Source organism: Phenylobacterium haematophilum, assembly GCF_014196295.1.
GTDB lineage: Bacteria > Pseudomonadota > Alphaproteobacteria > Caulobacterales > Caulobacteraceae > Phenylobacterium > Phenylobacterium haematophilum.
Map to the genome: position 1 here is coordinate 1,093,966 of NZ_JACIDK010000001.1, position 23,593 is coordinate 1,117,558.

Sequence of the window (23,593 nt, forward strand, 5' to 3'; positions counted from 1 at the left end):
GAGCGGGGTTAGGCACGCGGTCAGGAGCCACGCGCTCAAACGCAGCACTTACCCTAGCGCGCTCGCGGGTTTTCCTGAGCTTTCAGTGATCCGCATCCGATCACGACGGGAACTGGCCCGCTGGACGGCGGGGTTAGCCCAAAGGGCCGCTTAGGGTCGATTTCGGTCATAGACTTCGGCGTGACCAACGGACATTGGCCCGCGCCGCAGAGCGGACGCCTTGGCCGAGCAACCTACCGCGGGTAGTCTTCCCGCAAATTAGGGTTGAATCGACAGGCAGCAATGACCGCAAACCAGTTCCCGGCTTCGCGTCCCCATCTGGGCGGCGTCGAATCGCTGCGCGCCTATGCAGCCCTCGCGGTCATCGTTTTCCACATCATCCACTTGGCCCAGTTCGATCCGCCGCAGAGCCTCATGGCCCTGAAGTGGCATCTTGGACGCGGGGTGCCTCTGTTCTTCGCGGTCAGCGCCTTCAGCCTGGCCTACGGCTATTTCGGCCGGCTCGGCGATCGCGCCCAGCAGCGGGAGTTCTATCTGCGGCGCGTGTTCCGGATCGCCCCGCTCTACTATTTGGCGACCTTCTTCCAGCTGGGGCTGAACTATCCGCCGCTGTGGGCGCTGCATAACCCCATCGACATGCTGCTCAACCTGACCTTCCTGTTCGGGCTTTCGCCGAACCACGTGGAAGGCATCGCCCTGGCGTCGTGGCCGATCGGCGTCGAGATGCTGTTCTATGCGATCCTGCCCCTGGTGCTGTTCCTGGTCCGCGGCCTGCGCAGCGCGATCGTCTTCACGGTGCTGAGCTCGCTGGCCGCCGTGGCCTATTTCGTCGTGCTGTCCGGCGTCCCCGGCGTGCCGTTCGCCTTCCTCCAGCACGGCTTCGTCTTCAACCTGCCCTACTTCGCCTTCGGCCTGCTGGCCTTCTTCGTCTGGAAGGCGGCTACGCCGCGCGGCTTCTGGCCGTCGCTCGCCGCCGCCCTCGCCGGGATCGCCGCGCTGCTTTGGCTGGCCGAGGCGTTCGGGGCGCTCGTGAACACGCCGCTGGGCAGCGCGGTCTACCAGACCCTTTGGGGCGCGCCGCTGGCGCTGCTGTGCCTGGCCCTGGCCTGGCGCGACGGCCCGCCCGTCTCCTGGCCGGTCACCCGGTTCCTCGGCAAGATCAGCTTCAGCCTCTACCTTGCACATCCGCACGTGCTGGCGCTGCTGGGCTCGACCGGCGTCTACGACCGCGTCCGGGCCCTGCCGGGCGGCTCGGGCGTGCACCTCCCGACGGCCTGCCTGGTCACCCTGGTGGTGCTGGTCCCGATCTCCTACGTCCTCTACCGGCTGGTCGAAGCCCCAGGCATGACCCTGGGCCGCGCCACCGTCGCCCGCCTGCGCCCGGCGCCGTCGGGGGCCTGACCGGGCGCGAGCATCGCCGCTGAAGAATGGAATTCGATCCGCCACGAGCCGGCGAGTTGGAAGGCTCGCGAATCGAAGAGCGTCGCGGCTATCACTCGGACATGAAGCAGCACACGGGCGAGGAAATTCGGTCGATCATGACGGACATGCCGGCTGAGCTCGTTGAGAGTCTGCAGGCGGCCCATGCTGAACACGGGATCACCGAGTACGAGGCCCGCTGGTGGGGGTATCTCATGTTCGCGCGCACAGGCGCCTACGAAGGGACCGCCTACACCATCAAGGTTATGGGCGCCGGCGGCGAAGTGACCCAGGATTTCCTCAGCTATGTGCTGGCCGAACGCGAGGGCAACAGGCGTCATGGCCTTGTCCGGAAGCCCTGGCCTGAGAGCGGCTTCGACCGGGTTTCACTCAGCTAGGATCGCTGCGATCCAGACGCTGCGCAGCGGCGTCTCGGCCGCGGCCAGCGCGGCGCGATCGTCTCCGTGTCTTTCGGATCGTCCCCCTCGAATGTCCCCGCTCCGGCTGGGGGGCTCGCTGCGGAGCGGGGCGCTTTCGGGGATCGCCGGGAGGGACATCCCAGCGTGGTTCAAACTCGCGCCGCCGCGTGTCGTTCCCTCGCGATCGCGAGCAGCGCGCTCGTCGTTGGCTCAGTCCAGCTAGCGTGGATGGGCTAAGCCCGCTCCCAGATTAGGGAGCGAGCCCTTCCGTCAGGCCATTTCAAGCGCCATCACGTCTTCAAGCCGCTTGATCGACGGCACCGTGAAGCGCCGCGCCAGCGAGCCGTCGCGAAGGTAGATTTGCACATCCGAATGCTCGCCGGCATCGGCAAGGCCCTGCGCCAACCGGATCGCAGCGCTCTCCGCGGAAGCCCCGCTCTTGAAGAACAGATCGTTCTCGACGGCGTCGCTGCGCACCATCCAGCCACCCTCGGCTGGGACGATTTCAATGGTTCTCATTGATACCTCCAAGCTGAACGGCTGAAGGATTTAGAAGCCGATTGATCGTCGTCAAGTGAGGCCGTTGACCGAAAAACGCCCGCCGGCGGATCGACGCCGGCCGCCGCGTGGCTGGCCGGACTGAACGCCGGCCCGGCGCGCAGACTGCGCTCGGCCTCAGCCGTGGGCGAGCCACTCGCGGGCCTGGCGCTGGGCCTCGGCGACGTCTTCCGACGCCATCTCCTGGCTCAGTTCCTTGCGGTAGACCTTGGCCTCGACCGAGCCGCGCATCGCAGCCAGGTTGAACAGCATGTGCGCCGAGACATAGTCCAGCGGCGCTCCGCCCTGGCCGGTCGAGTAGAGCAGGCCCATTTTGAACAGCTCGTCCCCCGTCGACTCGGCGGTCGGCAGCGGCATTCCATCGTTTTGCACGCTCGTAAGCATGTCTTCGTTTCCCTAGCCCCGTCGGCCCGTCCCCGTTCTGGGTACCGATCCCGACGTTCCTGAGCCTAGGTAAGTCGATGCTCGCTGAAGATAGGGTTAACCCGAAAAACGCCGTGATTTTTCTGAGCGGATTTTGACTATTCGCAGTTTTTACTGATCGGAAAGCTCCGTATCCGGTTTCTTAATGCCGCGCGCATCCCCTCGCCTGCGGCCGGCGGCACGTTTCTGGCAGGCCGTGCGGAAAACTTGCCGATCGCGCCCCAAATACGAAGCTATCGGCGCCCAATGCGAAGCTGACAGGCCCGTTCAGGTCAAGTTCAGCCGTCTACCGTCAGGTTTGGCGATATCGAGTACGAAAGATTGGAGCCAGGAGGCCCGCCATGAAACGCCTGATCTTGAGCCTTGCCGCTGCCGCCGCGGTCGCCGGCCCGATGGCGTTCGCCGCCACTGCTGCCCAGGCCGACGATGATCGCGGCCGCGGCCGCGACCGTCACGAGCAGCGTTGGGACAGGCATGACGACCGTCGTGACTGGGACCGCCGCGGCGGCTACGATCGCCGCGACTGGGATCGCCGCGGCGAACGCTGGGACCGCCACGACAACGGCCGCCACGCCGGTTGGGATCGCGGCCGCCACAACGGCTATTACTACAACAACCGCTGGTACTACGGCCCTCCGCCGCAAGCCTATTACGGCAATCCGTACTACCGCCCGGGCTACGCCGCCTGGCGCCGCGGGGCGCATCTGCCGCCCTATTATCGGGGCTATGTCGTGAACGACTACCACCGCTACCACCTGCGCCAGCCGCCGCGCGGCTACGCCTGGTACCGGGTCGGTGATGACTACCTGCTGGCCGCCCTGGCCACGGGCATCATCTTCGACATCATCAACAACTAACTGATCTGAAAAGAAAAACGCCCCGGATCTCTCCGGGGCGTTTTGCTATTCGATGCCCAGCTTGGCCTTGAGCAGGCCGTTGACGGCGCCGGGGTTGGCCTTGCCGCCGGTCGCCTTCATGACCTGGCCGACGAACCATCCGATCGCCTGCGGCTTTTCCTTCACCGAGGCCGCCTGCCCCGGATTGGCGGCGATCAGCTCCTCGATGATCTTCTCGAGCGCGCCGGTGTCGGAGACCTGCTGCAGGCCCTGCTTCTCGACGATCTCACGCGGGCGGCCTTCGCCGGCCCACATGCGTTCGAAGACGTCCTTGGCGATCTTCGAGGAGATCACGCCCTCTTCGATCAGCGCCACCAGCTCGGCGATGGCGTCGGGCTTCAGCGGGCTGTTTTCGATGTCCAGGCTGCCGGCCGTCAGCTTGGCGGCCAGCTCGTTGGTCACCCAGTTGGCGGTCAGCTTCGCGTCGCGGCCCTTGGCGGCTTCCTCGAAGTAATCGGCGCGGGCCTGCTCGGTGATCAGCACGCCGGCGTCATAGGCCGACAGGCCGTACTGCGACTGCAGGCGCGCCTTCTTGGCGTCCGGCAGTTCGGGCAGCTCAGCCTCGATGGCTTTGACCCAGGCCGGATCCAACTCCAGCGGCAGCAGGTCCGGATCGGGGAAGTAGCGGTAGTCGTGCGCTTCTTCCTTCGACCGCATCGAGCGGGTCTCGCCCTTGTTCGGGTCGAACAGCCGGGTTTCCTGGTCGATCTTGCCGCCGTCCTCGAGAATCTCGATCTGGCGGCGGGCCTCATACTCAATCGCCTGCTGGATGAAGCGATACGAGTTGACGTTCTTGATCTCGCAGCGCGTGCCCAGGTGGCTGAAGTCCCCGGTCTCACGGAACTTCTCGTAGTCGCCGGGACGGCAGACCGAGACGTTCACGTCGGCGCGAAGGTTGCCCTTCTCCATGTCGCCGTCGCAGGTGCCCAGATAGACAAGTATCGTCCGCAGCTTCTTCACATAGGCCGCGGCCTCGGCGGCCGTCCGCATGTGCGGCCGCGAGACGATTTCCATCAGCGCGGTGCCGGCGCGGTTCAGGTCGACATAGGTCGAGTTCGGATCCTGGTCGTGCAGGCTCTTGCCGGCGTCCTGCTCCAGGTGCAGGCGCTCGATGCCGACCGTGAAGGTCGTGCCGTCGTCATGTTCAACGACGACCTCGCCCTCGCCGACGATCGGGTCCTTGAACTGGCTGATCTGATAGCCCTGCGGCAGGTCCGGATAGAAGTAGTTCTTCCGGTCGAAGTGGCTCTTCAGGTTGATCTGCGCCTTGAGGCCGAGGCCCGTCTTCACCGCCTGCTCGACGCAGTGCTTATTGATGACCGGCAGCATGCCCGGCATGGCCGCGTCGACCAGCGAAACCTGCTGGTTGGGACCGGCGCCGAAACCGACCGCCGCGCCCGAGAACAGCTTGGCGTTCGAGGCGACCTGAGCATGAACCTCCAGGCCCAGAACCATTTCCCATTGGCCGGTGCGGCCGGCGATCTGCTTCGACGTATCAGTCATGGCCGCTTCCTAGCGCCCCTCGCGCGCGAGCGAAAGCGGGACCCTCGAAATCCCTTGCGCAAAAGGCGGAACTGGCGCTGAAATCCGCGCCGCAAACCTGGGGATGAGGAAACACCCACCATGATGAAAACGTTTACTGCCGGCCTCGTCGGTCTGTCGCTTTCGCTCGGCGCCATGGCCGCCCCGGCCCTCGCCCAGGACGCCCACGCTGGCCACGCCGCGGCCCTGTCGGCCGCCGACACACCGATCGAGACGATCGCCGCGACCGCTGAGGGCAAGGCCGCGCTGGACAAGAACCTCCCGGGTCTGACCACCCATGAGGCCTACGAACAGTTCAAGGGCATGAGCCTTAAGCAGGTCCAGCCGATGAGCGGCGGCGCGATCAGCGACGACGCGCTGACCGCTCTGCAGGCCGACCTGGACAAGCTGAAGAAGTAAGGTTCCGCGCCTGACGAAGAGGCCCCCGCCCTTGTACAGGACGGGGGCCTTTTTCGTGCCCGCTGGCGTGGCCTGAGGGCCCTACCACCACTTGGCGGGCTTGGCCTTGAAGTCGGCGGCTTTCTCGATCGCCCCCCCGATCGAGAACAGCGTGCCCTCGTCGAGCGCCTTGCCGATCAACTGCAGGCCGAGCGGCAGGCCGTTGGCGTCGACGCCGGCCGGGATGCTCATGCCCGGCAGGCCGGCTAGGTTCACTGTCACGGTGAAGATGTCGTTCAGGTACATCGCCACCGGATCGTCGGCGTTTTCGCCCAACCCAAACGCCGCCGAGGGCGCGGTCGGGGTCAGCAGAGCATCAACTTTCTGGAAGGCCTGGTCGAAGTCGTCGGCGATCCGGCGACGAACCTTCAGCGCCTTGACGTAGTACGCGTCGTAATAGCCGGCCGACAGCACGTAGGTGCCGATCAGGATCCGGCGCTTCACCTCGGCCCCGAAGCCCGCAGCGCGAGTGTTCTCGTAGGTCTCGGTCAGATTGGCCCCGGCCTCGCGCAGGCCGTAGCGCATGCCGTCATAGCGCGCGAGGTTCGATGACGCCTCGGCCGGTGCGACGATGTAGTAGGCCGGCAGGGCGTATTTCGTGTGCGGCAGAGAGACCTCGACGATCTCGCAGCCGGCTTCCTTGAGCCAGGCGATCCCCTGCTCCCACAGCTTCTCGATCTCGGGCGGCATGCCGTCGACGCGATATTCCTTCGGAATGCCGATCCGCAGGCCCTTGACCGACTTGCCGACGAAGCTCGGGAAGTCGGGGGTCTTGATGTCCAGGCTCGTCGAGTCCTTCGGATCGTGGCCCGACATCGACTTCAGCAGGATCGCCGCATCCTCGACGGTCTTGGCGATCGGGCCCGCCTGATCGAGCGACGAGGCGAAGGCCACCACGCCCCAGCGCGAGCAGCGGCCGTAGGTCGGCTTGATGCCGACCGTGCCGGTGAAGGCGGCCGGCTGGCGGATCGAACCGCCGGTGTCGGTCGCCGTCGCGCCAAGGCAGAGATCGGCCGCCACTGCGGCGGCCGAACCGCCGGACGAGCCGCCTGGGGTCAGATTGGCGTTGGAGCCTTCCGACCGCCAGGGATTGATCACCGGCCCAAAGGCCGAGGTCTCGTTCGACGAGCCCATGGCGAATTCGTCAAGGTTCAGCTTGCCGAGCATCACCGCGCCGTCACGCCACAGGTTGGCGGTGACCGTCGACTCGTAGGTCGGCACGAAATTGCCCAGAATCTTCGAGCAGGCGGTGGACCGGACGCCCTCAGTGCAGAACAGATCCTTGATTCCCAGCGGCGCGCCGTCCAGGGCGCCGGCCTCGCCCTTCGCCCGGCGGGCGTCGGAGGCCTTGGCCATCTCGATGGCCTTTTCCGGAGTCTCGAGGACGTAGGCGTTCAACGGTTTGGCGGCGGCGACGACTTCGACGTGCGCCTTGGTCAGCTCTTCCGAGGAGAACGACTTGTCCGCCAGGCCATCGAGCGCGGCCTTCAGGGTCAGCGAGGTGAGCGCGCTCATTATTCCACCACCTTCGGCACGACGAAGAAACCATCCACGGTCTTGGGCGCATTCGACAGCACCTTGGCCGGGTCGCCGCCGTCGGTGACCACGTCCTCGCGCATCGGCAGCGACACGGCCACGGCCGAGGTCATCGGCTCGACCCCGTCGGTGTCCACTTCGCCCAGTTGCTCGATCCAGGTCATGATCCCGGTCAGCTCCTTGGCGAGCGTCTCCAGCTTGTCCTCGGGCTCTGCGATCCGCGCGAGCCTCGCGACCTTACGAACGGTCGCGGCGTCGATGGCCATGGGGCCCTCCTAATGGTTCGAGGCAGGGGTTAGCCGCGTGGGCCTCCCTTTGACAAGTAATGACCGCTAAGAAGCGGCATGGCCGTCGTCGATCTGACCGAACTCCCCGCGCTTTTGCCGCGCTATTCCGCCCTGATCGGACTGGATCTGGGCGAAAAAACCATCGGCGTGGCGGTCTCCGACGTCACCCGCATGGTCGCCTCCCCGCTCGAGCTGATCCGCAAGACCAAGTTCACGGCCGAGGCCAACCGCCTGTTCGCGCTCATCGACGAGCGCGAGGTCGGGGCAATCGTCATTGGCCTGCCCGTCAACATGGACGGGACCGAGGGGACGCGCTGCCAGTCCAATCGCGCCTTCGCCCGCAACCTGCTGCGTTTGCGGGACATACCGATCGCGTTCTGGGACGAACGGATGTCGACCATGGCGGTCAACCGCGTGCTGGTAGAAGAGGCCGACGTCACCCGCGCCCGGCGCGCCGAGCTGGTCGACAAGATGGCCGCCGCCTGGATCCTGCAGGGCGCGCTGGACCGGCTGAGCGCGCTGGCCGGCTAGCCCAGGACCGATATCCGGATCTGGCGCAGGACTTCGCCGAGGCCCTCCTGCGGTTGATCGAGATCGTACGTCCGCACCGTCCGCACGCCCAGTTCGGGCGGCCTGCGCCAGGCGACCTGCACCTCGCGTCCCATGCCGGTCACCAAGTCTAGGATACAGAAGCTGTCGGGCGCCGCTTCATCGCCCGGCAGGTTGATCCGCAGTCCGCCCTCGGACCGATCGAGGATCACGCACGGACGTTTGCGACCGTCCTCCTCGATGAGCAGGGCCGGCAGCAGCACCGGCTCGCGCGGCGTGGCCCGCCGCTCGATTCCGCCATTGGCCCGCGACCAGCGTTCGGTGATCGGCGACGTCGCATCAGGTGGTGTCATTGGGAACTCCGCGGAACGAGCCTATCGTGAGTCAGCGCCCAATCCACAGGGCTGCGCTCCACCCAGCGCCTCTCCCCTTGGCGCCTGTCTCCGGCTCCCCTAAGAGGGCGCTTTAATGACCGCAGCACCGACCGGCCTGAACGAAGTCCTTGGCAGGACATTCCCTTTTCCCAAGCGCCACTTCCTGTCCGTGGTCGATCTCAACCCCGTGGAAGTCACCGGGTTGCTTGATCTCGCCGACAGCTTTGTCGCGCTGAACCGCCAAACATCGAAGAAGCTCGACCTGCTCAAGGGCAGGACGCTGATGAACCTGTTCTTCGAGAACTCGACCCGGACCCAGAGCTCGTTCGAGCTGGCCGGAAAGCGGCTGGGCGCGGACGTGGTCAACATGAGTCCGCGCTCCTCCTCGATCTCCAAGGGCGAGACCCTCATCGACACGGCGGTGACGCTGAATGCGATGCAGCCAGACCTGCTGGTCGTTCGTCACTCGTCTTCCGGTGCGGCCTCGCTGCTGTCGCAGAAGGTCACCTGCTCGGTGATCAACGCCGGCGACGGCCAGCACGAACATCCGACCCAGGCGCTGCTGGACATGCTGTCGATGCGCCGCGCGTTCGGCCGCGTCGCCGGCCTGCGCATCGCCATCTGCGGCGACGTGCTGCACAGCCGCGTGGCGCGGTCCAATGTCGGCCTGCTGCAGATGATGGGCGCCGAGGTGCGGCTGGTCGGTCCGCCGACCCTAATGCCGACCGACGTCGACCGCTGGAACGTCCAGGTCTTCCACGACATGCGCAAGGGTGTCGCCGGCTGCGACGTGGTGATGATGCTGCGCCTGCAACTCGAGCGCATGGACGGCGTGATGGCTCCGTCGCAGCGCGAGTACTTCCGCTTCTTCGGCCTCGATCGCGAGAAGCTGGCCTTCGCCTCCGACCATGTCCGGGTCATGCACCCCGGGCCGATGAACCGTGGGGTCGAGATCGACTCCGATGTCGCCGACGACCTCACCGTCTCGCTGATCCAGGACCAGGTGGAGATGGGCGTGGCCGCCCGCATGGCGGTGCTCGCCTCGCTGGCCGCGCGGCTGGACAACGACTGATGAGCGCGCTCGCCTCGGTCTGCATCTTCTGCGGGGCCAGTCCCGGCGGAGACGTCGCCTACCGCGCGGCGGCAGAGGCCATGGGCCGGGCGATCGTCGCGCGCGGACTGAGGCTGGTCTATGGCGGCGCCAAGGTCGGGCTGATGGGCGCGGTGGCCGACGCGGCGCTGGCGGCCGGCGGCGAGGTGATCGGCGTGCTTCCCCACGCCCTGACCGACAAGGAGATCGCCCACACCGGCCTGACCCGCCTGGAGGTCGTCGCCTCGATGCACGAGCGCAAGGCGCGGATGGCGGAGCTGTCGGACGCCTTCGTCGCCCTGCCTGGCGGCGCCGGGACGCTGGAGGAGATCTTCGAGATCTGGACCTGGGGCCAGCTCGGCTTTCACGCCAAGCCGGCCGGCTTCCTTAACGTGCGCGGCTATTACGACGGCCTGCGCGGCTTCGTGGACCATGCGGTGGGCGAGGCGTTCCTGAAGGCGCCCCATCGCGACATGCTGATTTTCCGGGAGGACTGCGACGAGATGCTGGACGCGCTCGCCGCCTACACGCCGCCCGTCGTCGAAAAATGGATCGGACGCCCCGAACTATGACCCAACGCCCGACCGCCTTCGTCAACGCCCGCCTCGTCGATCCCGCCAGCGGCTGGGACGGCCCCGGCGCGCTGCTCGTGCAGGACGGCAAGATCGCCGACGTCGCGCAGGGCCGCGATCTCGGGTCGCTCTCGGCCGACATCGAGGTGATCGACGCGGGCGGCGCGATGCTGGCGCCCGGCCTGGTCGACCTCCGGGTGAAGACCGGCGAGCCCGGCGCCGAGACCAAGGAAACGCTGAAGTCCGCCGGCCTGGCCGCCGCCGCCGGCGGGGTGACCTCCATCGTCCTGCAGCCAGACACCAATCCGGTGGTGGACGAGGCTTCGGTCGTGGACTTCATCCTGCGCCGTAGCCGCGACATCGAACTGGTCCACGTCTATCCGGCCGGCGCCGCCACCAAGGGCGCGAAGGGCGAGCGGATGGCCGAGATCGGCTTGATGCGCGAGGCCGGCTGCGTCTATGTCACCGACGCCGACCGCCCGATCGTCAATTCCAAGGTTCTGCAGCGGGTCCTGGCCTACGCCAAGAGCTTCAACACCCTCGTGGCCCACCGCCCCGCCGATCCCTGGCTGTCGGCTGGCGCGGCCGCCACCGCCGGCGAGTTCGCCGGCCGCATGGGCCTCCCCAGCGTGCCGGCCATCGCCGAGAAGATCATGCTGGAGCGCGATCTGGCGCTGGTCGAGCTGACCCGTGCGCCGTTTCTGGTCGACCAGGTCACCACCGCCGCGGCGCTGGAAAGCCTGGCGCGCGGCAAGGCCAAAGGCCTGCCGGTGACGGCGACGACCTCGATCAACCACCTGTCTTTCAACGAGGTGGACATCGGCGACTACCGGACCTTCCTGAAGTTCGACCCGCCGGTGCGCAGCGAGGACGACCGCCAGGCGACCATCGAGGCGCTGGCCGGCGGCCTGATCGACATCGTCGTCTCGGCCCACGCCCCTGCGCCGGCCGAGGACAAGCGCCTGCCGTTCGATGAGGCCGCGCCCGGCGCGGTGGGCCTGCAAACCCTGCTGCCTGCCCTGCTCTCGTTCCAGGACCGCATCCCGCTGATCGACCTCATGCGGACCGTCACCAGCCGCCCAGCCGACCTGCTGGGCTTGCCGGCCGGAAAGCTCACCAGGGGCGCGGCGGCGGACTTGGTGCTCTGCGACCTAAACGCCCCGATCGTCATCGACCTCGACAAGCTGAAGTCGAAGTCGCGCAACTCGCCTTTCGACGGCCGGCGGCTGTTCGGCGAGGTGAAGATGACCCTGGTCGACGGGCGGCCAGTGTATCGGGCCTAGGCCCCAAGGAAGTTCTCTTTTTGTTCTCTTATTTTGTGCGCTTGTGAGAGACTGTGCGCCGGCGCTTGCGCGCCCCCACCACATTCTCAAGCCAGTACCAAATGGGCAGAAATCCCTTTAGCGCGGCTGATCCAGACGGCCCGGCCTACGATGCGATGATCGCGAAGGACAAACGCCTGCGCGCCGAACGTGAGGCGCAGCAGTACGAAAAGACCGGCGCGACAGCCTCCCTTGCCAGCAAGGTGACCAGCATCGCCGACGCCGTGCTGGGAGCCGGTGACGACGCCGCCCGGCGCGCCGGTAAGCCGGTCGCCAAATCCGCCCTGAAATCCGCTGGCCGGGTGGTCCCCCTGGCCGGTCATGTTCTTGATGGAATTGACGCCTGGACGGGCTACGAGGCCGATCTCAAGCGCGGCTACACCAGGAGGCAGGCCGCAGAGCGAGCCGGCCGCCGGATGGCGCCAGGACTTGCTGGCGCAGCGGCTGGAGGACTGGTCGCTGGTCCCGTCGGCGCAGCCGTCGGCGGCATCGCGGCGCCCTTTATCAAAGATTACGTCATCCCGGCCATTGGAGAGCAGATGACCTACAACTTCGACACGCTTAACGACCCCCGCCGCTGGCCGACGCGACGACTCCCCTAATGGCAGCCGACGCGCCGGTCCGGATCGCTCCCTGCCGATACCCGCTAGACGGGTTGAACCACAAAATGTTCCGCAATTGTTCTTGACCTGGAGCATGCCGCACGCTAACCGCGAACAGAGGCGGGGCGACAATGCAGTCTAGCGAACCGATCGGCGCGTCCAAAGTCATCGCCCGCGCGAACCCAATTATCCTTGGAACCGGATGGATGCTGCTTGGGGCAGGCCTGCTGCTTCATATCCGAGTGCTCGACAAGTACGGCTGGCGCAATCCTGAAGCTTTCGTCGGATTGCCCTCTTCGCGCCATGCTTGGTTTTACGACATCGCATTCATAGGCCACGCCATTGCGGCGAGCCTGGCGCTGCTGCTGGCTGTCGTGACGTTCAAGCTCGCCCTGCCGGCCATCCGCGGCTTCAACGATGTGATCGTCGAGAACGGCCGACTTCACTACGCCAGCCGCCCTTGGATGGGGAAATCCGCGGTATCGGACATCTCTGCGCGGGTCGTCCCCTCCTATCAGGGAGGGCTTCTGTTTCGCTCGGACAACCTCGAGATCGTCCACGTCGTGCGGCGACCATCAGGCCGGAAACCTCGGATCATCCGCCTCAAGTCTCTGTACTATTTCGAAACCGCGCAGCAGATGGCGGCCAACCTGGAAGCTTGCGGCGTGGAGGTTCGGGGTCGCCCGCCGGAACAGTCCGCTCCGATATGGGAACGCAGTGCGGACGGCTAACCAGCTTGGCGAGCGCTGAGCCCACGGCTACCACGGAACGAACAAGGGGGAACGCCGATGTTTGAGACTCTCAGCCCCGTGCTGATCGCCGCCGCCGTAGTGGGCGGGTATCTGCTGGGCTCGATCCCGTTCGGGGTCATCGCCACGAGGCTCGGCGGCGCCGGCGACGTGCGTAACATCGGCTCGGGCAACATCGGCGCGACCAATGTCCTGCGCACCGGGCGCAAGGACCTGGCGGCGATCACCCTGCTGGGCGACGGCGGCAAGGGCGCAGTGGCGGTGTTCATCGCCTGGCTGCTGACGCGCCATTCCGGCCCCCAGGCTCAGGCGACGCTGACCGCGCTGGCCGGCGGCTCGGCGTTCCTCGGTCATCTTTTTCCGGTCTGGCTGAAGTTCAAGGGCGGCAAGGGCGTGGCGACCTTCTTCGGCACCCTGCTGGCGGCCGCTTGGCCGGTCGGGGTCGCGGCCGGCGCGACATGGATCGCCATGGCCTTCCTGTTCCGGATTTCGTCGCTGGCGGCGCTGACCGCAGCGGCCCTGGCGCCGATCTACGTCTTCCTGCTTGATCGCCCTTACCCGATCGCGGTGATGGCGCTGTTCATGGGCGTGCTGATTTACATCCGCCACAAGGACAACATCGGCCGGCTGCTGAAGGGGCAGGAGCCGAAGATCGGCAAGAAAAAAGACACCGCGTGACGTTCACCCCCGCAGCCCGTCGCGACTGGCTGCGGCTGGCGCGCACCGAGAACGTCGGTCCGGTCGCCTTTGCGCAACTGATCGCCCGCTATGGCGAAGCCTCGCTGGCGCTAGCCGCCCTCCCCGACCTCGCCCGCCGCGGCGGGCGGGTCTCGCCGCTTGGCGTGCCGCCCGTCGATGTGGTCATGCGCGAGTTGGAAGCCGGCCACGCCCTGGGCGCGCGCCTGATCGCAGCCTGCGAGCCGGACTTTCCCGCCGCCCTGGCCGCGCTCGACCCGCCGCCGCCCTTGATCTGGGCCCTCGGCGACGCCGCCCTGCTGGGCCGTTCAAGCATCGCTGTCGTCGGGGCGCGCGTCGCATCGGCAGGCGGCCAGCGGTTTGCACGCGGTCTGGCGGCCGAGTTGGGCGCCGCTGGTCATGTTATCGTCTCAGGCATGGCCCGCGGCATCGACGGCGCGGCGCATGAAGGATCACTGCCGACCGGGACCGTAGCAGTGCTCGGCGGCGGTATCGACGACATCTACCCGCACGAGCACCGCGACCTCTACGCGCGCATCGTCGCCGAAGGCTGCGTGGTGTCAGAGAACGCCCCCGGGCGCGCCGCCACAGCGCGCGACTTTCCACGCCGCAATCGCGTCATCGCAGGCCTCTCGCGGGCTGTCGTCGTGGTCGAGGCCGAACTGCGTTCCGGCTCGCTGATCACCGCCCGGCTGGCCGCCGAACAGGGCCGCGAGGTGCTGGCTGTACCAGGCTCGCCGCTCGACCCAAGGGCGCGCGGCAGCAACGACCTGATCAGGCAGGGCGCGGCGCTGTGCGAGGGCGCCGAGGACGTACTGAGGTCGCTGGAGGGCGTCGGCGGCTGGCGCGAGCCCGAGCGTTCATTCGTCCCGCCGCCGGTCAGCGACGCCGAGGTCGACGTCGTGCGCGAGCGGGTTGCTAATCTGCTCTCGCCGACCCCGGTTTCACGCGACGAACTGGTCCGAACCGCCGGCGCCCCTACCCACGTAGTGCTGGCGGCCTTGACAGAACTTGCCCTCGCGGGCCGCGCCGAACTGTTGCCGGGCGGTCTTGTCGCGGGCCTCGGATGAGGCCATTGACAGCGCCTAGGCGCCGCCCCCACCTTTCGCGCCCTTGATTTTCGGGCGATCCGCCCAAGACGCCCCATATAGAGCCACCATGAACCTTCTCGTCGTCGAGAGTCCGGCCAAGGCCAAGACCATCAACAAGTACCTGGGGGCGGACTACACGGTCCTGGCCTCATACGGCCATGTCCGCGATCTTCCGGCCAAGGACGGATCGGTAAAGCCCGACGAGGACTTCGCCATGTCCTGGGACGTCGACGCCAAGGCCGCCAAGCGGCTGAGCGACATCGCCGAGGCGGCCAAGAAGTCCGACCGCATCATCCTGGCCACTGACCCCGACCGTGAGGGCGAGGCGATCTCCTGGCACGTCCTGGAGGTCCTGCAGAAGAAAAAGGTCCTGAAGGACAAGAAGGTCGAGCGGGTGGTGTTCAACGCCATCACCAAGTCGGCCGTGACCGAGGCGATGAAGTCGCCGCGGGCCATCGATATGGAGCTGGTCGAGGCCTATCTGGCCCGCCGGGCGCTGGACTACCTGGTCGGCTTCACCCTTTCGCCGGTGCTCTGGCGCAAGCTGCCGGGCTCTCGCTCGGCCGGCCGCGTGCAGTCGGTGGCGCTGCGCCTGGTCGTGGACCGCGAGCTCGAGATCGAACGCTTCAAGACCCAGGAATACTGGACCGTCGAGGCCGACGTCTCGGCCGGCGCCGAGCCGTTCCTGGCCCGCATGGTGAAGCACGAGGGCAAGCGGCTCTCCAAGTTCGACCTCGGCAACGAGGCCAGCGCCCACGCCGCCAAGGCCGCGGTCGAGGCCGCGACCTTCACGGTCGCCGCGGTCGAGAAGAAGCCGGGCCGGCGCTCGCCTCCCCCGCCGTTCACCACCTCGACCCTGCAGCAGGAAGCGGCCCGCAAGCTCGGCTTCTCGGCCCAGCGCACCATGCAAGCGGCCCAGAAGCTGTACGAAGGCATCGACATCGGCGGCGAGACCGTCGGTCTGATCACCTACATGCGGACCGACGGCGTGCAGGCTGCGCCCGAGGCGCTGGATGAAGCGCGCATCGTGATCGGCGGCGTCTACGGCAAGGAATACGTTCCCGAGACCGCCCGCATCTACAAGACCAAGGCCAAGAACGCTCAGGAGGCGCACGAAGCCATCCGCCCCACCAGCCTGGCCCGCAACCCCGGCTCGCTGCGGCTGGAAAGCGACCTCGGGCGGCTCTACGAGCTGATCTGGAAGCGGATGATCGCCTCGCAGATGGAGTCGGCGCGTATCGAGCGCACGACGATCGAGCTGGAGAGCGACGATAGCAAGACCGGCCTGCGCGCCACCGGCCAGGTCGTGCTCTTCGACGGCTATCTGGCGGTCTACGAGGAAGGCCGCGACGACGCCGACGACGAGGAAGGCGGCCGCCTGCCGCAGGTCAGCGAAGGCGCTTCGGCCCGGGTGATCGCCGCGCGGTCCGACCAGCACTTCACCGAACCGCCCCCGCGCTACTCGGAAGCCAGTCTGGTCAAGAAGATGGAAGAGCTGGGAATCGGCCGCCCCTCCACCTACGCCTCGGTGCTGACCGTGCTGCGCGACCGCGAATACGTGCGCATGGACAAGAACCGGTTCGTACCTGAGGACAAGGGTCGCCTGGTCACCGCGTTCCTTGAGCAGTTCTTCTCGCGCTACGTCGAATATGATTTCACGGCCGCGCTCGAAGAGAAGCTCGACCTCGTCTCATCCGGCGACATGGACTGGAAGGCGCTGCTGCGCGAGTTCTGGCAGGACTTCCACGCGGCCGTCGGCGAGATCGCCGAACTGCGCGTCACCAACGTCCTCGACGCCCTAAACGAAGCCCTGGGCCCGCACATCTTCCCGGCCAAGGAAGACGGCTCCGATCCGCGCGCCTGCCCGACCTGCGGGACCGGCCGCCTGTCGCTGAAGACCGGCAAGTTCGGGGCCTTCATCGGCTGCTCGAACTATCCGGAGTGCCGCTTCACCCGCCAACTCGCCCAGTCGGACGACGAGGCGGCCCAGGAAAGCGGCGACCGCGAGCTGGGCGTCGACCCGGTGACCGGCGAGACGGTGTTCCTGAAGGCCGGCCGCTTCGGCCCCTACGTCCAGCTCGGCGAGACCGACAAGCCCAAGCGCTCCAGCCTGCCCAAGGGCTGGTCGGCAGCGGCCATGGACCTGGAAAAGGCGCTGCGGCTCCTGCGGCTGCCGCGCGAAGTCGGCGCGCACCCGGAGGACGGCGGCATGATCACCGCCGGCATTGGCCGGTTCGGGCCGTTCGTGCTGCACAACGGCACCTACGCCAACTTGCCGAACGTCGATGAGGTGTTCGAGGTCGGCCTGAACCGCGCGGTCGCCCTGCTGGCCGAGAAGCGGGCCGGCGGCGGGCGTCCGGGCCGCGGCGAGGCCGCCGCGCTGAAGGACCTGGGCGCGCACCCGGCCGACGGCGCGCCAGTGAAGGTGCTGGCGGGCCGCTACGGCCCGTACATCAAGCACGGCTCGACCAACGCCAATATCCCGAAGGGCAAGGACCCGCAGGAGATCACCCTTGAAGAAGCGGTCGCCCTGATCGCCGAACGCGAGGCCAAGGGCGGCGGCAAGAAGAAGGGCAAGGCCGCGGCCAAGCCGAAGGCCGAGAAGGCTCCGGCCAAGAAGGCCGCGACGGTGAAAAAAGCCGCAGCCAAAAAGCCGGCTGCGAAGAAAGCCGCCAAGGTTGAGGGCGAGCCCGCTCCAGCCGACGGCGCTGCACCTTGGGACGACGAGTGACGGCGGGGACCAAATCCCCGCCACCGCGAGCTGATTCCTGCGTTACAAGGCGGGATGGCTAAAGCCCGCATTCCGAAGTCCGCCCGTTTCACCGCCAAGTCCGTCCGGCCGCCCCAAGGGCTGCCGGATCGCGAGACCTTGCTGAAGTTCATCCGCGAAGCGGGCGAGACCGACAAGGCCGACATGGCCAAAGCGTTCGGCCTGAAGGGCGCCGACCGCCGCGCCCTTCGCGACATGGTCAAGCAGCTGCAGGCCGAGGGTGCGCTGGGCAAGCGCGGCCGCAAGGGCTTTTCCGAGTCTGGCGCCCTGCCCGAGGTCGGCGTCGTAGACGTGGTCGAGCGCGATCCGGACGGCGAACTGCTGGTCAAGCTGACCAAGGGCGAAGACGCGCCGCTGGTGCGGCTGGCCCCGGACCGCGCCGGCGCGATCGGCGGCGCACCGGGCCTGGGCGACCGGCTGCTGGTGCGCTTCGAAGCCCTCGAGAACGGCGAGACCGAGGCCCGGGTCATCAAGCGCCTGGGCCAGAGCGCTCACCGGATTCTCGGCGTCGTCCGCAAGGCCAACAAGCAGGTCCGGGTCGAGCCTGTCGACCGTCGTTCGAAGGAAAGCCTGACCCTGGTTCCGGCCGAGGCGGCCAACCTGCACGACGGCGACTTGGTGCTGGCGCAAGTGACCGTCGAGGTCCGCTATGGGCCCAAACGCGGCAAGGTGTTGGAGGTGGTCGGCCGCGAGGATCAGCCGCGCGCCGCCTCGCTGATCGCCATCCACAGCCACGGCATTCCGACCGGCTTCAGCCAGGACGCCGAAGCCGAGGCCGAAGCGGCCCAGGAGCCGACGCTGAAGGCCCGAGAGGACCTGCGCGCAGTGCCGCTGATCACCATCGATCCGCCGGACGCCCGAGACCACGACGACGCGGTCTTTGCCGAACCCGACACCGATCCCAAGAACGAGGGCGGCTGGATCGTCTGGGTCGCGATCGCCGACGTCGCCGCCTATGTCCGGCCAAATTCGGCCCTCGACAAGGAAGCGCGCGACAAAGGCAATTCAACCTACTTCCCGGACCGTGTCGAGCCGATGCTGCCGGAGCGGCTGTCGGCCGGTCTCTGCTCGCTGCGGCAGGGTGAGAACCGCGCCTGCATGGCCGTGCGGATGGTGTTTGGGGCCGACGGCCGCAAGCGCTCGCACAAGTTCGTCCGCGGCCTGATGCGCTCTGCCGCCAAGCTGTCCTACGAGCAGGCTCAGCGGGCGATCGACGGGTTCCCGGACGACCAGACCAACCCGCTGCTGGCGCCGATCCTGAAGCCGCTCTGGGCCGCCTACGAGACGATGCTGAAGGGGCGCAAGGCGCGTTCGCCGCTGGCGATCGAGAGCCAGGAGCGCAAGATCGTGCTCAATGCCGAGGGAGAGGTCACCTCGATCACCCCGCGCGCCTCGCTGGAGGCGCACAGGCTGATCGAGGAGATGATGGTCCAGGCCAATGTCTGCGCCGCCGAGACGCTGGAGCAGAAGAAGAGCCCGCTGGTCTACCGGGTCCACGATGCGCCGAGCCAGGAGAAGGTCCAGTCGCTGGCCGAGTTCCTACAGACCATCGGCATCGCGTGGAATAAGGGCGAGGCGCCGCGAACCGACCGGTTCAACAAGCTATTGGGCGAGACCCGCGAGGGGCCGCATGCCGAAATCGTCAACGAGGTGGTGCTGCGCACCCAGATGCAGGCGATCTACTCGACCGAGAACATCGGGCACTTCGGCCTGAACCTGGACCGTTATGCGCACTTCACCTCGCCGATCCGCCGCTATGCGGATCTGGTCGTGCATCGGGCGCTGATCCGCGCTCTAGGCCTGGGCGACGATGGCCTGACCGATCGCGACATCGCGCAGATGAAGGACACCGCCGAGCGGATCACCGGCACCGAGCGCCGGTCGATGGCCGCCGAGCGCGACGCCACCGACCGCTATGTCGCCGCCTTCCTTGCCGACCGCGTGGGCGCCGAGTTCGCGGGCCGGATCACTGGTGTGACGCGCTTTGGCCTGTTTATCCGGTTGGAGGAGACCGGGGCGGACGGCCTGGTCCCGGTCTCCAGCCTCGGCGGCGAGTTCTTCGTCCACGACGACAAGGCCCACGCCCTTGTGGGCGAGCGGACAGGTCGCCGCTGGCCGCTCGGCATGCGGGTGCAGGTCGAGCTGAAGGAAGCTACGCCGATCACCGGCGGTCTGCTGTTCGAGATGATCAGCGATCCCCTGCCCGTCGATCCGACCGCGCCGCGTCCGCGGCTCGGCGTGCGGGGGCGCGCGCCATTTACGGGTCCGAAACGCGGCGGCGGCGCCGGCAAGGCGCCGCCGAAGCGCGGGAAGCGCCGCTAGGCCTTGGCGCCTGGTGTCCCGTGCGTCAGCGCGTGTCTCCGCCTCCGGTTTACCCGTCCCTGCGGTGAAGGTTGTTCACCAGATCATGCGTGACCGGATCGCCTCGGCGTTTCGGCATCTCAAACATCGCCCTCGCGGTCGGAGGAATGGGCTAGTCTTCATCTCAACACACGAGGAGGCGCGATGTACGACACCCCAGTCCCGCCGACCGGCGCTCAGGCGGTCCCGGACAGCCGCGGCCTCAATCTCTATCGCGCCGATCCCGACCTCCAACGGCTGGCCGAGCTCTACCTCCCCGGCGGCCTGGCTTCGCACCTGAAGCCTCATCTCGACCGGCTGGGCGGCTTGGCCGGCGGCGAACTCGACGAACTGGCCGGCGTCGCCGACCGCAACCCGCCGGTCCTACGCCCGCGCACCCGGCGCGGCGAGGACGCCCAGAGCATCGACTATCACCCGGCCTATAGGCAGCTCGAGCAGGCGGCGTTCGGCGACTACGGCCTGGCGGCGTTGTCGCACCGGCCTGGCGTGCTGGGTTGGAACGCGCCAATGCCGGCGGCCGCCAAATACGTGATCACCTATCTGTTCGTGCAGGCCGAGTTCGGCCTGTGCTGTCCGGTCAGCATGACCGACAGCCTGATACGGACCCTGCGCAAGTTCGGCTCTGAGGAGCTGATTGCGCGCTACCTGCCGGCCCTGACCAGCCAGGATCTCGACGTCCTGAACCAGGGCGCGATGTTCATGACCGAACAGGGCGCAGGGTCCGACGTCGGCGCAACCGTGGTCACCGCTTCACCAAAGCCCGATGGCACCTGGACGCTGAGCGGCGAGAAATGGTTCTGCTCCAATGCCGACGCCGAACTCGCCATGGTGCTGGCCCGGCGCGAAGGCGGTGAGCCAGGGCTGAAGGGCGTATCGCTTTTCCTGTTGCCGCGCACGCTGCCCGACGGGACGGCGAACCGCTATCGGATCGTGCGGCTGAAGGACAAGCTGGGCACGAAGTCGATGGCCAGCGGTGAGATCTCGCTGGAAGGCGCCACCGCCTGGCTGGTCGGCGATCCCGCCGCCGGCTTCAAGCAGATGGCCGACATGGTCAACAACTCGCGCCTGTCGAACGGGGTTCGCGCTGCCGGCCTGATGCGCCGGGCCGCCACCGAGGCGCTATATATCGCCCATCGGCGCGAAGCGTTCGGCAAGCGGCTGATCGAGATGCCGCTGATGCGTCGCCAACTGTTGAAGATGATCATGCCGGCCGAGCAGGGCCGGAGCATGATGTTCCAGACCGCCGAGGCGCTACGCCGCTCCGACGGCGGCGAGAAGGCTGCCTATCCGCTGCTGCGCATCCTCACGCCGCTGATCAAGTTCCGCGCCTGCCGCGACGCGCGCAAGGTGACCGGCGACGCCATGGAGGTGCGCGGCGGCTGCGGCTACATTGAGGAATGGTCCGACGCGCGGCTGGTGCGCGACGCCCATCTTGGCAGCATCTGGGAGGGGACGAGCAATATCGTGGCCCTGGACGTCATCCGCGCCGCCCAGCGCGAGGGCTCGCTGCCGGTGCTGCGCGCGCATGTCGCCGGCCTTTGCGCAGATAGCGACGCGCCAGACACGCTGATGCCGGCGCTTGACCGGGCCATCGCCCTCGCCGAAGCGGCGAAGGGCGATGTCGCCCAAACCCGGCAGGCCGCCAGCGCGCTCTACCACCTGACCTCCGCCGCGGCCCTGGCGTGGGAAGCGCGGCGGCTGGGCGCACCGCATCGCCTGGCCCTCGCGCGGGGGGTGCTGGCGCACCGCGTCCTGCCGCACGATCCGCTGGCGGCGACCCCGGCCGAAGATCCCGACCTGGCGCCGCTGCTGGCCGATCCCGGCGCCGGTTAGGCCGCAGCCGGCTGCAGCGCCGCCAGGAAGCCCTGCTTGGTCAGGGTGATGCGCTCCTGATCGAGATCGCGCACGCAGTCTTTGGCGCGCAGGGTCTCGGACGCGTGGTCGAGCCGCTCGGCGTTGTAGCCCCGCAGCACCGCGGCCTCATGCACGGCCGCCCAGGAGATCGCCTCCCCGGGCCAGATGTCGAAGCTCCGGACAGCCGCCAGCACGGCGCGCTCGGCATCGTCGAGGATCAGCAGACGCGGCGCGCCGGCGGCGAACTCGACCACCTCGCCGGCAGGCTCGGCGGTCTCGCCGGCAGGGACCTCGTCCTCAAGCATGCCGCGGGCGATCTCCGCCTCGCCCATCACCACCCGATCAGCGCCGTGGGCTATGAGGTGGGCGGCTTCTGCGTCCGAGTGAGCGCGGGCGACGATTTCCAGCGTGGCGTTCGCCTTCCTGGCGTGGTCGACCACGCCGCCGCACTCGAAGCCGTCGGCGACCGCGACGTAAATGCGCACGGCCCGGGTGACGCCTGCGGCCTCAAGCACCCGCGTTTCGACCGCCGAACCGATGATCACCTCGTAGCCCTGCCCGGCCGCCTTGGCGGCGAACTCCGGCTCGGCCTCGACCAGCACGAACGGCTTTGACTGGCTCTTGAGTCCGGCGGCGACCGCCTGGCCGACGCGGCCATAGCCGACGACGATGATGTGCCCGCTGAGCGCAGTCGGCGCGAGGTCGTTGGCGGGCTCCGGTTCGGGGGCGGCGGGAGTCGGCGCCGCCGGCTCGACCGGCGCGGTCTTCGGCGCCCGCAGCGCCACGGCGAAGATCAGCGGGTTCAGCATGATCGAGATGATCGCACCGGCCAGGATCAGGTCGCGGCCTTCCCGAGGCAGAATCTCAAGATCGACGCCCAGGCCAGCGAGAATGAACGAGAATTCGCCGATCTGGGCCAGGCTGGCGGCGACCGTAATCGCCGTCGTGTTCGAGCGCTTGAACAGCTTGAGGATTGCGTAGGCGGCCAGCGACTTGCCGATGATGACGATGGCCAGCACCGCCAGCACTGTCAGCGGATTGGCGAGCACCACGAACGGGTTGAACAGCATCCCCACCGAGACGAAGAACAGCACGGCGAAGGCGTCGCGCAACGGCAGGGTCTCTTCGGCCGCGCGGTGGCTGAGCTCGGAGTCGGCGAGGATCATCCCGGCGAAGAACGCGCCGAGCGCGAACGAGACGCCGAACAGCATGGCCGCGCCGAACGCCACGCCCAGCGCGATCGCGAACACCGCCAGCCGGAAGAGCTCGCGCGAGCCGGTGTGCGCCACGTAATGCAGCAGCCAGGGCACCGCCCGGCGCGCCACGATCAGCATGAAGGCGACGAATCCGCCGACCTTCAGCAGGGTCAGGCCCAACGGCACGCCATAAGCGGTCAGCGGGTCGGCGGACCCCGCCCCGGATTTCATCGCTCCGGCCAGCGCCGGCAGCAGCACCAGGGCCAGGACCATGGCCAAGTCCTCGACGATCAGCCAGCCAACCGCGATCTTGCCGCGCTCGGTCTGCACCAGCCGCCGATCCTGCAACGCCCGCAATAGGACCACCGTCGAGGCCACCGACAACGCCAGGCCGAACACCAGGCCCGAGATCAGCGGCCAGCCGAGCAACGCCGAAAGAGCGATGCCGAGGACAGTCGCGACGCCCATCTGCGCCAGCGCCCCTGGCACGGCGATCTTGCGGACCGCCATCAGGTCCTTGACCGAGAAGTGCAGGCCCACCCCGAACATCAGCAGGATGACGCCGATCTCGGCCAACTCGTTGGCGATCTTCTGGTCGGCGACGTAGCCGGGCGTGAACGGACCGACGATGACCCCCGCGAGCAGATACCCCACCAGCGGTGAAAGCCTCAGACGCTGCGCGAGCGCGCCGAGGGCGAATGCGGCCACGAGGCCCGCGACGATGGTGGCGATCAGCGGCGTATGATGGGGCATGTGCCTCCGTGGAGAGTTGTCAGGGGTTCCCACCGTGGAAATTGCGGTCCGAAGCCCTCAGATCAACCAGAAATGATCACTCCGCCCGGACACATC

Annotated in this window: 22 protein-coding genes; 15 read left to right on the forward strand and 7 right to left on the reverse strand. The window is 67.6% G+C overall.

Going from position 1 to position 23,593, the window contains the following annotated elements; all coding sequences use genetic code 11:
* Positions 1–282: 282 nt before the first annotated feature.
* Positions 283–1,401: an acyltransferase family protein gene (locus GGQ61_RS05440; RefSeq protein ID WP_183770404.1), complete on the forward strand. Its 1,119-nt coding sequence runs from the start codon at positions 283–285 to the stop codon at positions 1,399–1,401.
* 26 nt (positions 1,402–1,427) lie between these two features.
* On the forward strand, positions 1,428–1,817 hold the full coding sequence (locus tag GGQ61_RS05445; protein ID WP_183770406.1) for a hypothetical protein: 390 nt from the start codon (positions 1,428–1,430) through the stop codon (positions 1,815–1,817).
* A 291-nt stretch (positions 1,818–2,108) separates the two neighbouring features.
* On the opposite strand, the gene GGQ61_RS05450 is transcribed toward GGQ61_RS05445, so the two are convergent.
* Together GGQ61_RS05450 and GGQ61_RS05455 are read right to left on the reverse strand one after the other, a co-directional pair.
* Entirely contained in the window at positions 2,109–2,357 is a 249-nt protein-coding gene (locus GGQ61_RS05450) for a hypothetical protein (RefSeq protein ID WP_183770408.1), read from the reverse strand.
* 156 nt (positions 2,358–2,513) lie between these two features.
* A complete protein-coding gene (locus GGQ61_RS05455; protein ID WP_183770410.1) occupies positions 2,514–2,780 on the reverse strand; it encodes a sel1 repeat family protein in 267 nt (88 codons plus the stop codon).
* A gap of 380 nt (positions 2,781–3,160) precedes the next feature.
* Between GGQ61_RS05455 and GGQ61_RS05460 the strand changes: the two genes are divergently transcribed.
* Positions 3,161–3,676 carry an RcnB family protein gene (locus GGQ61_RS05460; protein ID WP_183770412.1) on the forward strand — a complete coding sequence of 172 codons (516 nt, stop codon included), beginning with the start codon at positions 3,161–3,163 and terminating at the stop codon, positions 3,674–3,676.
* A gap of 45 nt (positions 3,677–3,721) precedes the next feature.
* On the opposite strand, the gene gatB is transcribed toward GGQ61_RS05460, so the two are convergent.
* A complete protein-coding gene (gene gatB, locus GGQ61_RS05465) occupies positions 3,722–5,218 on the reverse strand; it encodes an Asp-tRNA(Asn)/Glu-tRNA(Gln) amidotransferase subunit GatB (protein WP_183770414.1) in 1,497 nt (498 codons plus the stop codon).
* A gap of 123 nt (positions 5,219–5,341) precedes the next feature.
* Between gatB and GGQ61_RS05470 the strand changes: the two genes are divergently transcribed.
* Positions 5,342–5,656: a hypothetical protein gene (locus GGQ61_RS05470; RefSeq protein WP_183770416.1), complete on the forward strand. Its 315-nt coding sequence runs from the start codon at positions 5,342–5,344 to the stop codon at positions 5,654–5,656.
* Between the two features lie 81 nt (positions 5,657–5,737).
* On the opposite strand, the gene gatA is transcribed toward GGQ61_RS05470, so the two are convergent.
* A complete protein-coding gene (gene gatA / locus GGQ61_RS05475; RefSeq protein WP_183770418.1) occupies positions 5,738–7,210 on the reverse strand; it encodes an Asp-tRNA(Asn)/Glu-tRNA(Gln) amidotransferase subunit GatA in 1,473 nt (490 codons plus the stop codon).
* Complete coding sequence (gene gatC / locus GGQ61_RS05480; protein WP_183770420.1) at positions 7,210–7,497, reverse strand: Asp-tRNA(Asn)/Glu-tRNA(Gln) amidotransferase subunit GatC; 288 nt, start codon at positions 7,495–7,497, stop codon at positions 7,210–7,212. Before gatC ends, gatA begins: the two co-directional genes overlap by 1 nt.
* A gap of 78 nt (positions 7,498–7,575) precedes the next feature.
* Here gatC and ruvX point away from each other — a divergent pair, with 78 nt between their 5' ends.
* A complete protein-coding gene (gene ruvX, locus GGQ61_RS05485) occupies positions 7,576–8,049 on the forward strand; it encodes a Holliday junction resolvase RuvX (protein WP_183770422.1) in 474 nt (157 codons plus the stop codon).
* On the opposite strand, the gene GGQ61_RS05490 is transcribed toward ruvX, so the two are convergent.
* Entirely contained in the window at positions 8,046–8,420 is a 375-nt protein-coding gene (locus GGQ61_RS05490; RefSeq protein WP_183770424.1) for a PilZ domain-containing protein, read from the reverse strand. The two genes, ruvX and GGQ61_RS05490, sit on opposite strands and share 4 nt — an antisense overlap.
* Positions 8,421–8,535: 115 nt before the next feature.
* Here GGQ61_RS05490 and GGQ61_RS05495 point away from each other — a divergent pair, with 115 nt between their 5' ends.
* From GGQ61_RS05495 to GGQ61_RS05540, 10 genes are all read left to right on the forward strand, one after another.
* On the forward strand, positions 8,536–9,513 hold the full coding sequence (locus GGQ61_RS05495) for an aspartate carbamoyltransferase catalytic subunit (RefSeq protein ID WP_183770426.1): 978 nt from the start codon (positions 8,536–8,538) through the stop codon (positions 9,511–9,513).
* Positions 9,513–10,103, forward strand: a complete 591-nt coding sequence (locus GGQ61_RS05500) for an LOG family protein (protein ID WP_183770429.1) — start codon at positions 9,513–9,515, stop codon at positions 10,101–10,103. The genes GGQ61_RS05495 and GGQ61_RS05500 overlap by 1 nt, the downstream gene beginning before the upstream one ends.
* Positions 10,100–11,386: a dihydroorotase gene (pyrC, locus tag GGQ61_RS05505; RefSeq protein WP_183770431.1), complete on the forward strand. Its 1,287-nt coding sequence runs from the start codon at positions 10,100–10,102 to the stop codon at positions 11,384–11,386. The genes GGQ61_RS05500 and pyrC overlap by 4 nt, the downstream gene beginning before the upstream one ends.
* A gap of 65 nt (positions 11,387–11,451) precedes the next feature.
* Positions 11,452–12,027: a hypothetical protein gene (locus GGQ61_RS05510; RefSeq protein WP_183770433.1), complete on the forward strand. Its 576-nt coding sequence runs from the start codon at positions 11,452–11,454 to the stop codon at positions 12,025–12,027.
* A gap of 131 nt (positions 12,028–12,158) precedes the next feature.
* Positions 12,159–12,758, forward strand: coding sequence for a hypothetical protein (locus tag GGQ61_RS05515; protein WP_183770435.1), 600 nt, complete (start codon positions 12,159–12,161; stop codon positions 12,756–12,758).
* A gap of 57 nt (positions 12,759–12,815) precedes the next feature.
* Positions 12,816–13,454 carry a glycerol-3-phosphate 1-O-acyltransferase PlsY gene (gene plsY / locus GGQ61_RS05520; RefSeq protein ID WP_183770437.1) on the forward strand — a complete coding sequence of 213 codons (639 nt, stop codon included), beginning with the start codon at positions 12,816–12,818 and terminating at the stop codon, positions 13,452–13,454.
* On the forward strand, positions 13,451–14,542 hold the full coding sequence (gene dprA, locus GGQ61_RS05525) for a DNA-processing protein DprA (RefSeq protein ID WP_183770439.1): 1,092 nt from the start codon (positions 13,451–13,453) through the stop codon (positions 14,540–14,542). The genes plsY and dprA overlap by 4 nt, the downstream gene beginning before the upstream one ends.
* A gap of 88 nt (positions 14,543–14,630) precedes the next feature.
* Positions 14,631–17,294 (forward strand): type I DNA topoisomerase, encoded by a 2,664-nt coding sequence (gene topA, locus GGQ61_RS05530; protein ID WP_183770441.1) that lies wholly within the window; start codon positions 14,631–14,633, stop codon positions 17,292–17,294.
* Positions 17,295–17,348: 54 nt separating this feature from the next.
* On the forward strand, positions 17,349–19,655 hold the full coding sequence (gene rnr / locus GGQ61_RS05535; RefSeq protein ID WP_183770443.1) for a ribonuclease R: 2,307 nt from the start codon (positions 17,349–17,351) through the stop codon (positions 19,653–19,655).
* A gap of 183 nt (positions 19,656–19,838) precedes the next feature.
* On the forward strand, positions 19,839–21,527 hold the full coding sequence (locus GGQ61_RS05540; protein WP_183770445.1) for an acyl-CoA dehydrogenase family protein: 1,689 nt from the start codon (positions 19,839–19,841) through the stop codon (positions 21,525–21,527).
* Here the strand turns inward: GGQ61_RS05540 and ybaL are convergent.
* The gene (gene ybaL / locus GGQ61_RS05545) at positions 21,524–23,497 is read right to left on the reverse strand and encodes a YbaL family putative K(+) efflux transporter (protein WP_183770447.1); all 1,974 of its coding nucleotides are present in this window, start codon (positions 23,495–23,497) and stop codon (positions 21,524–21,526) included. The two genes, GGQ61_RS05540 and ybaL, sit on opposite strands and share 4 nt — an antisense overlap.
* Positions 23,498–23,593 lie beyond the last annotated feature (96 nt).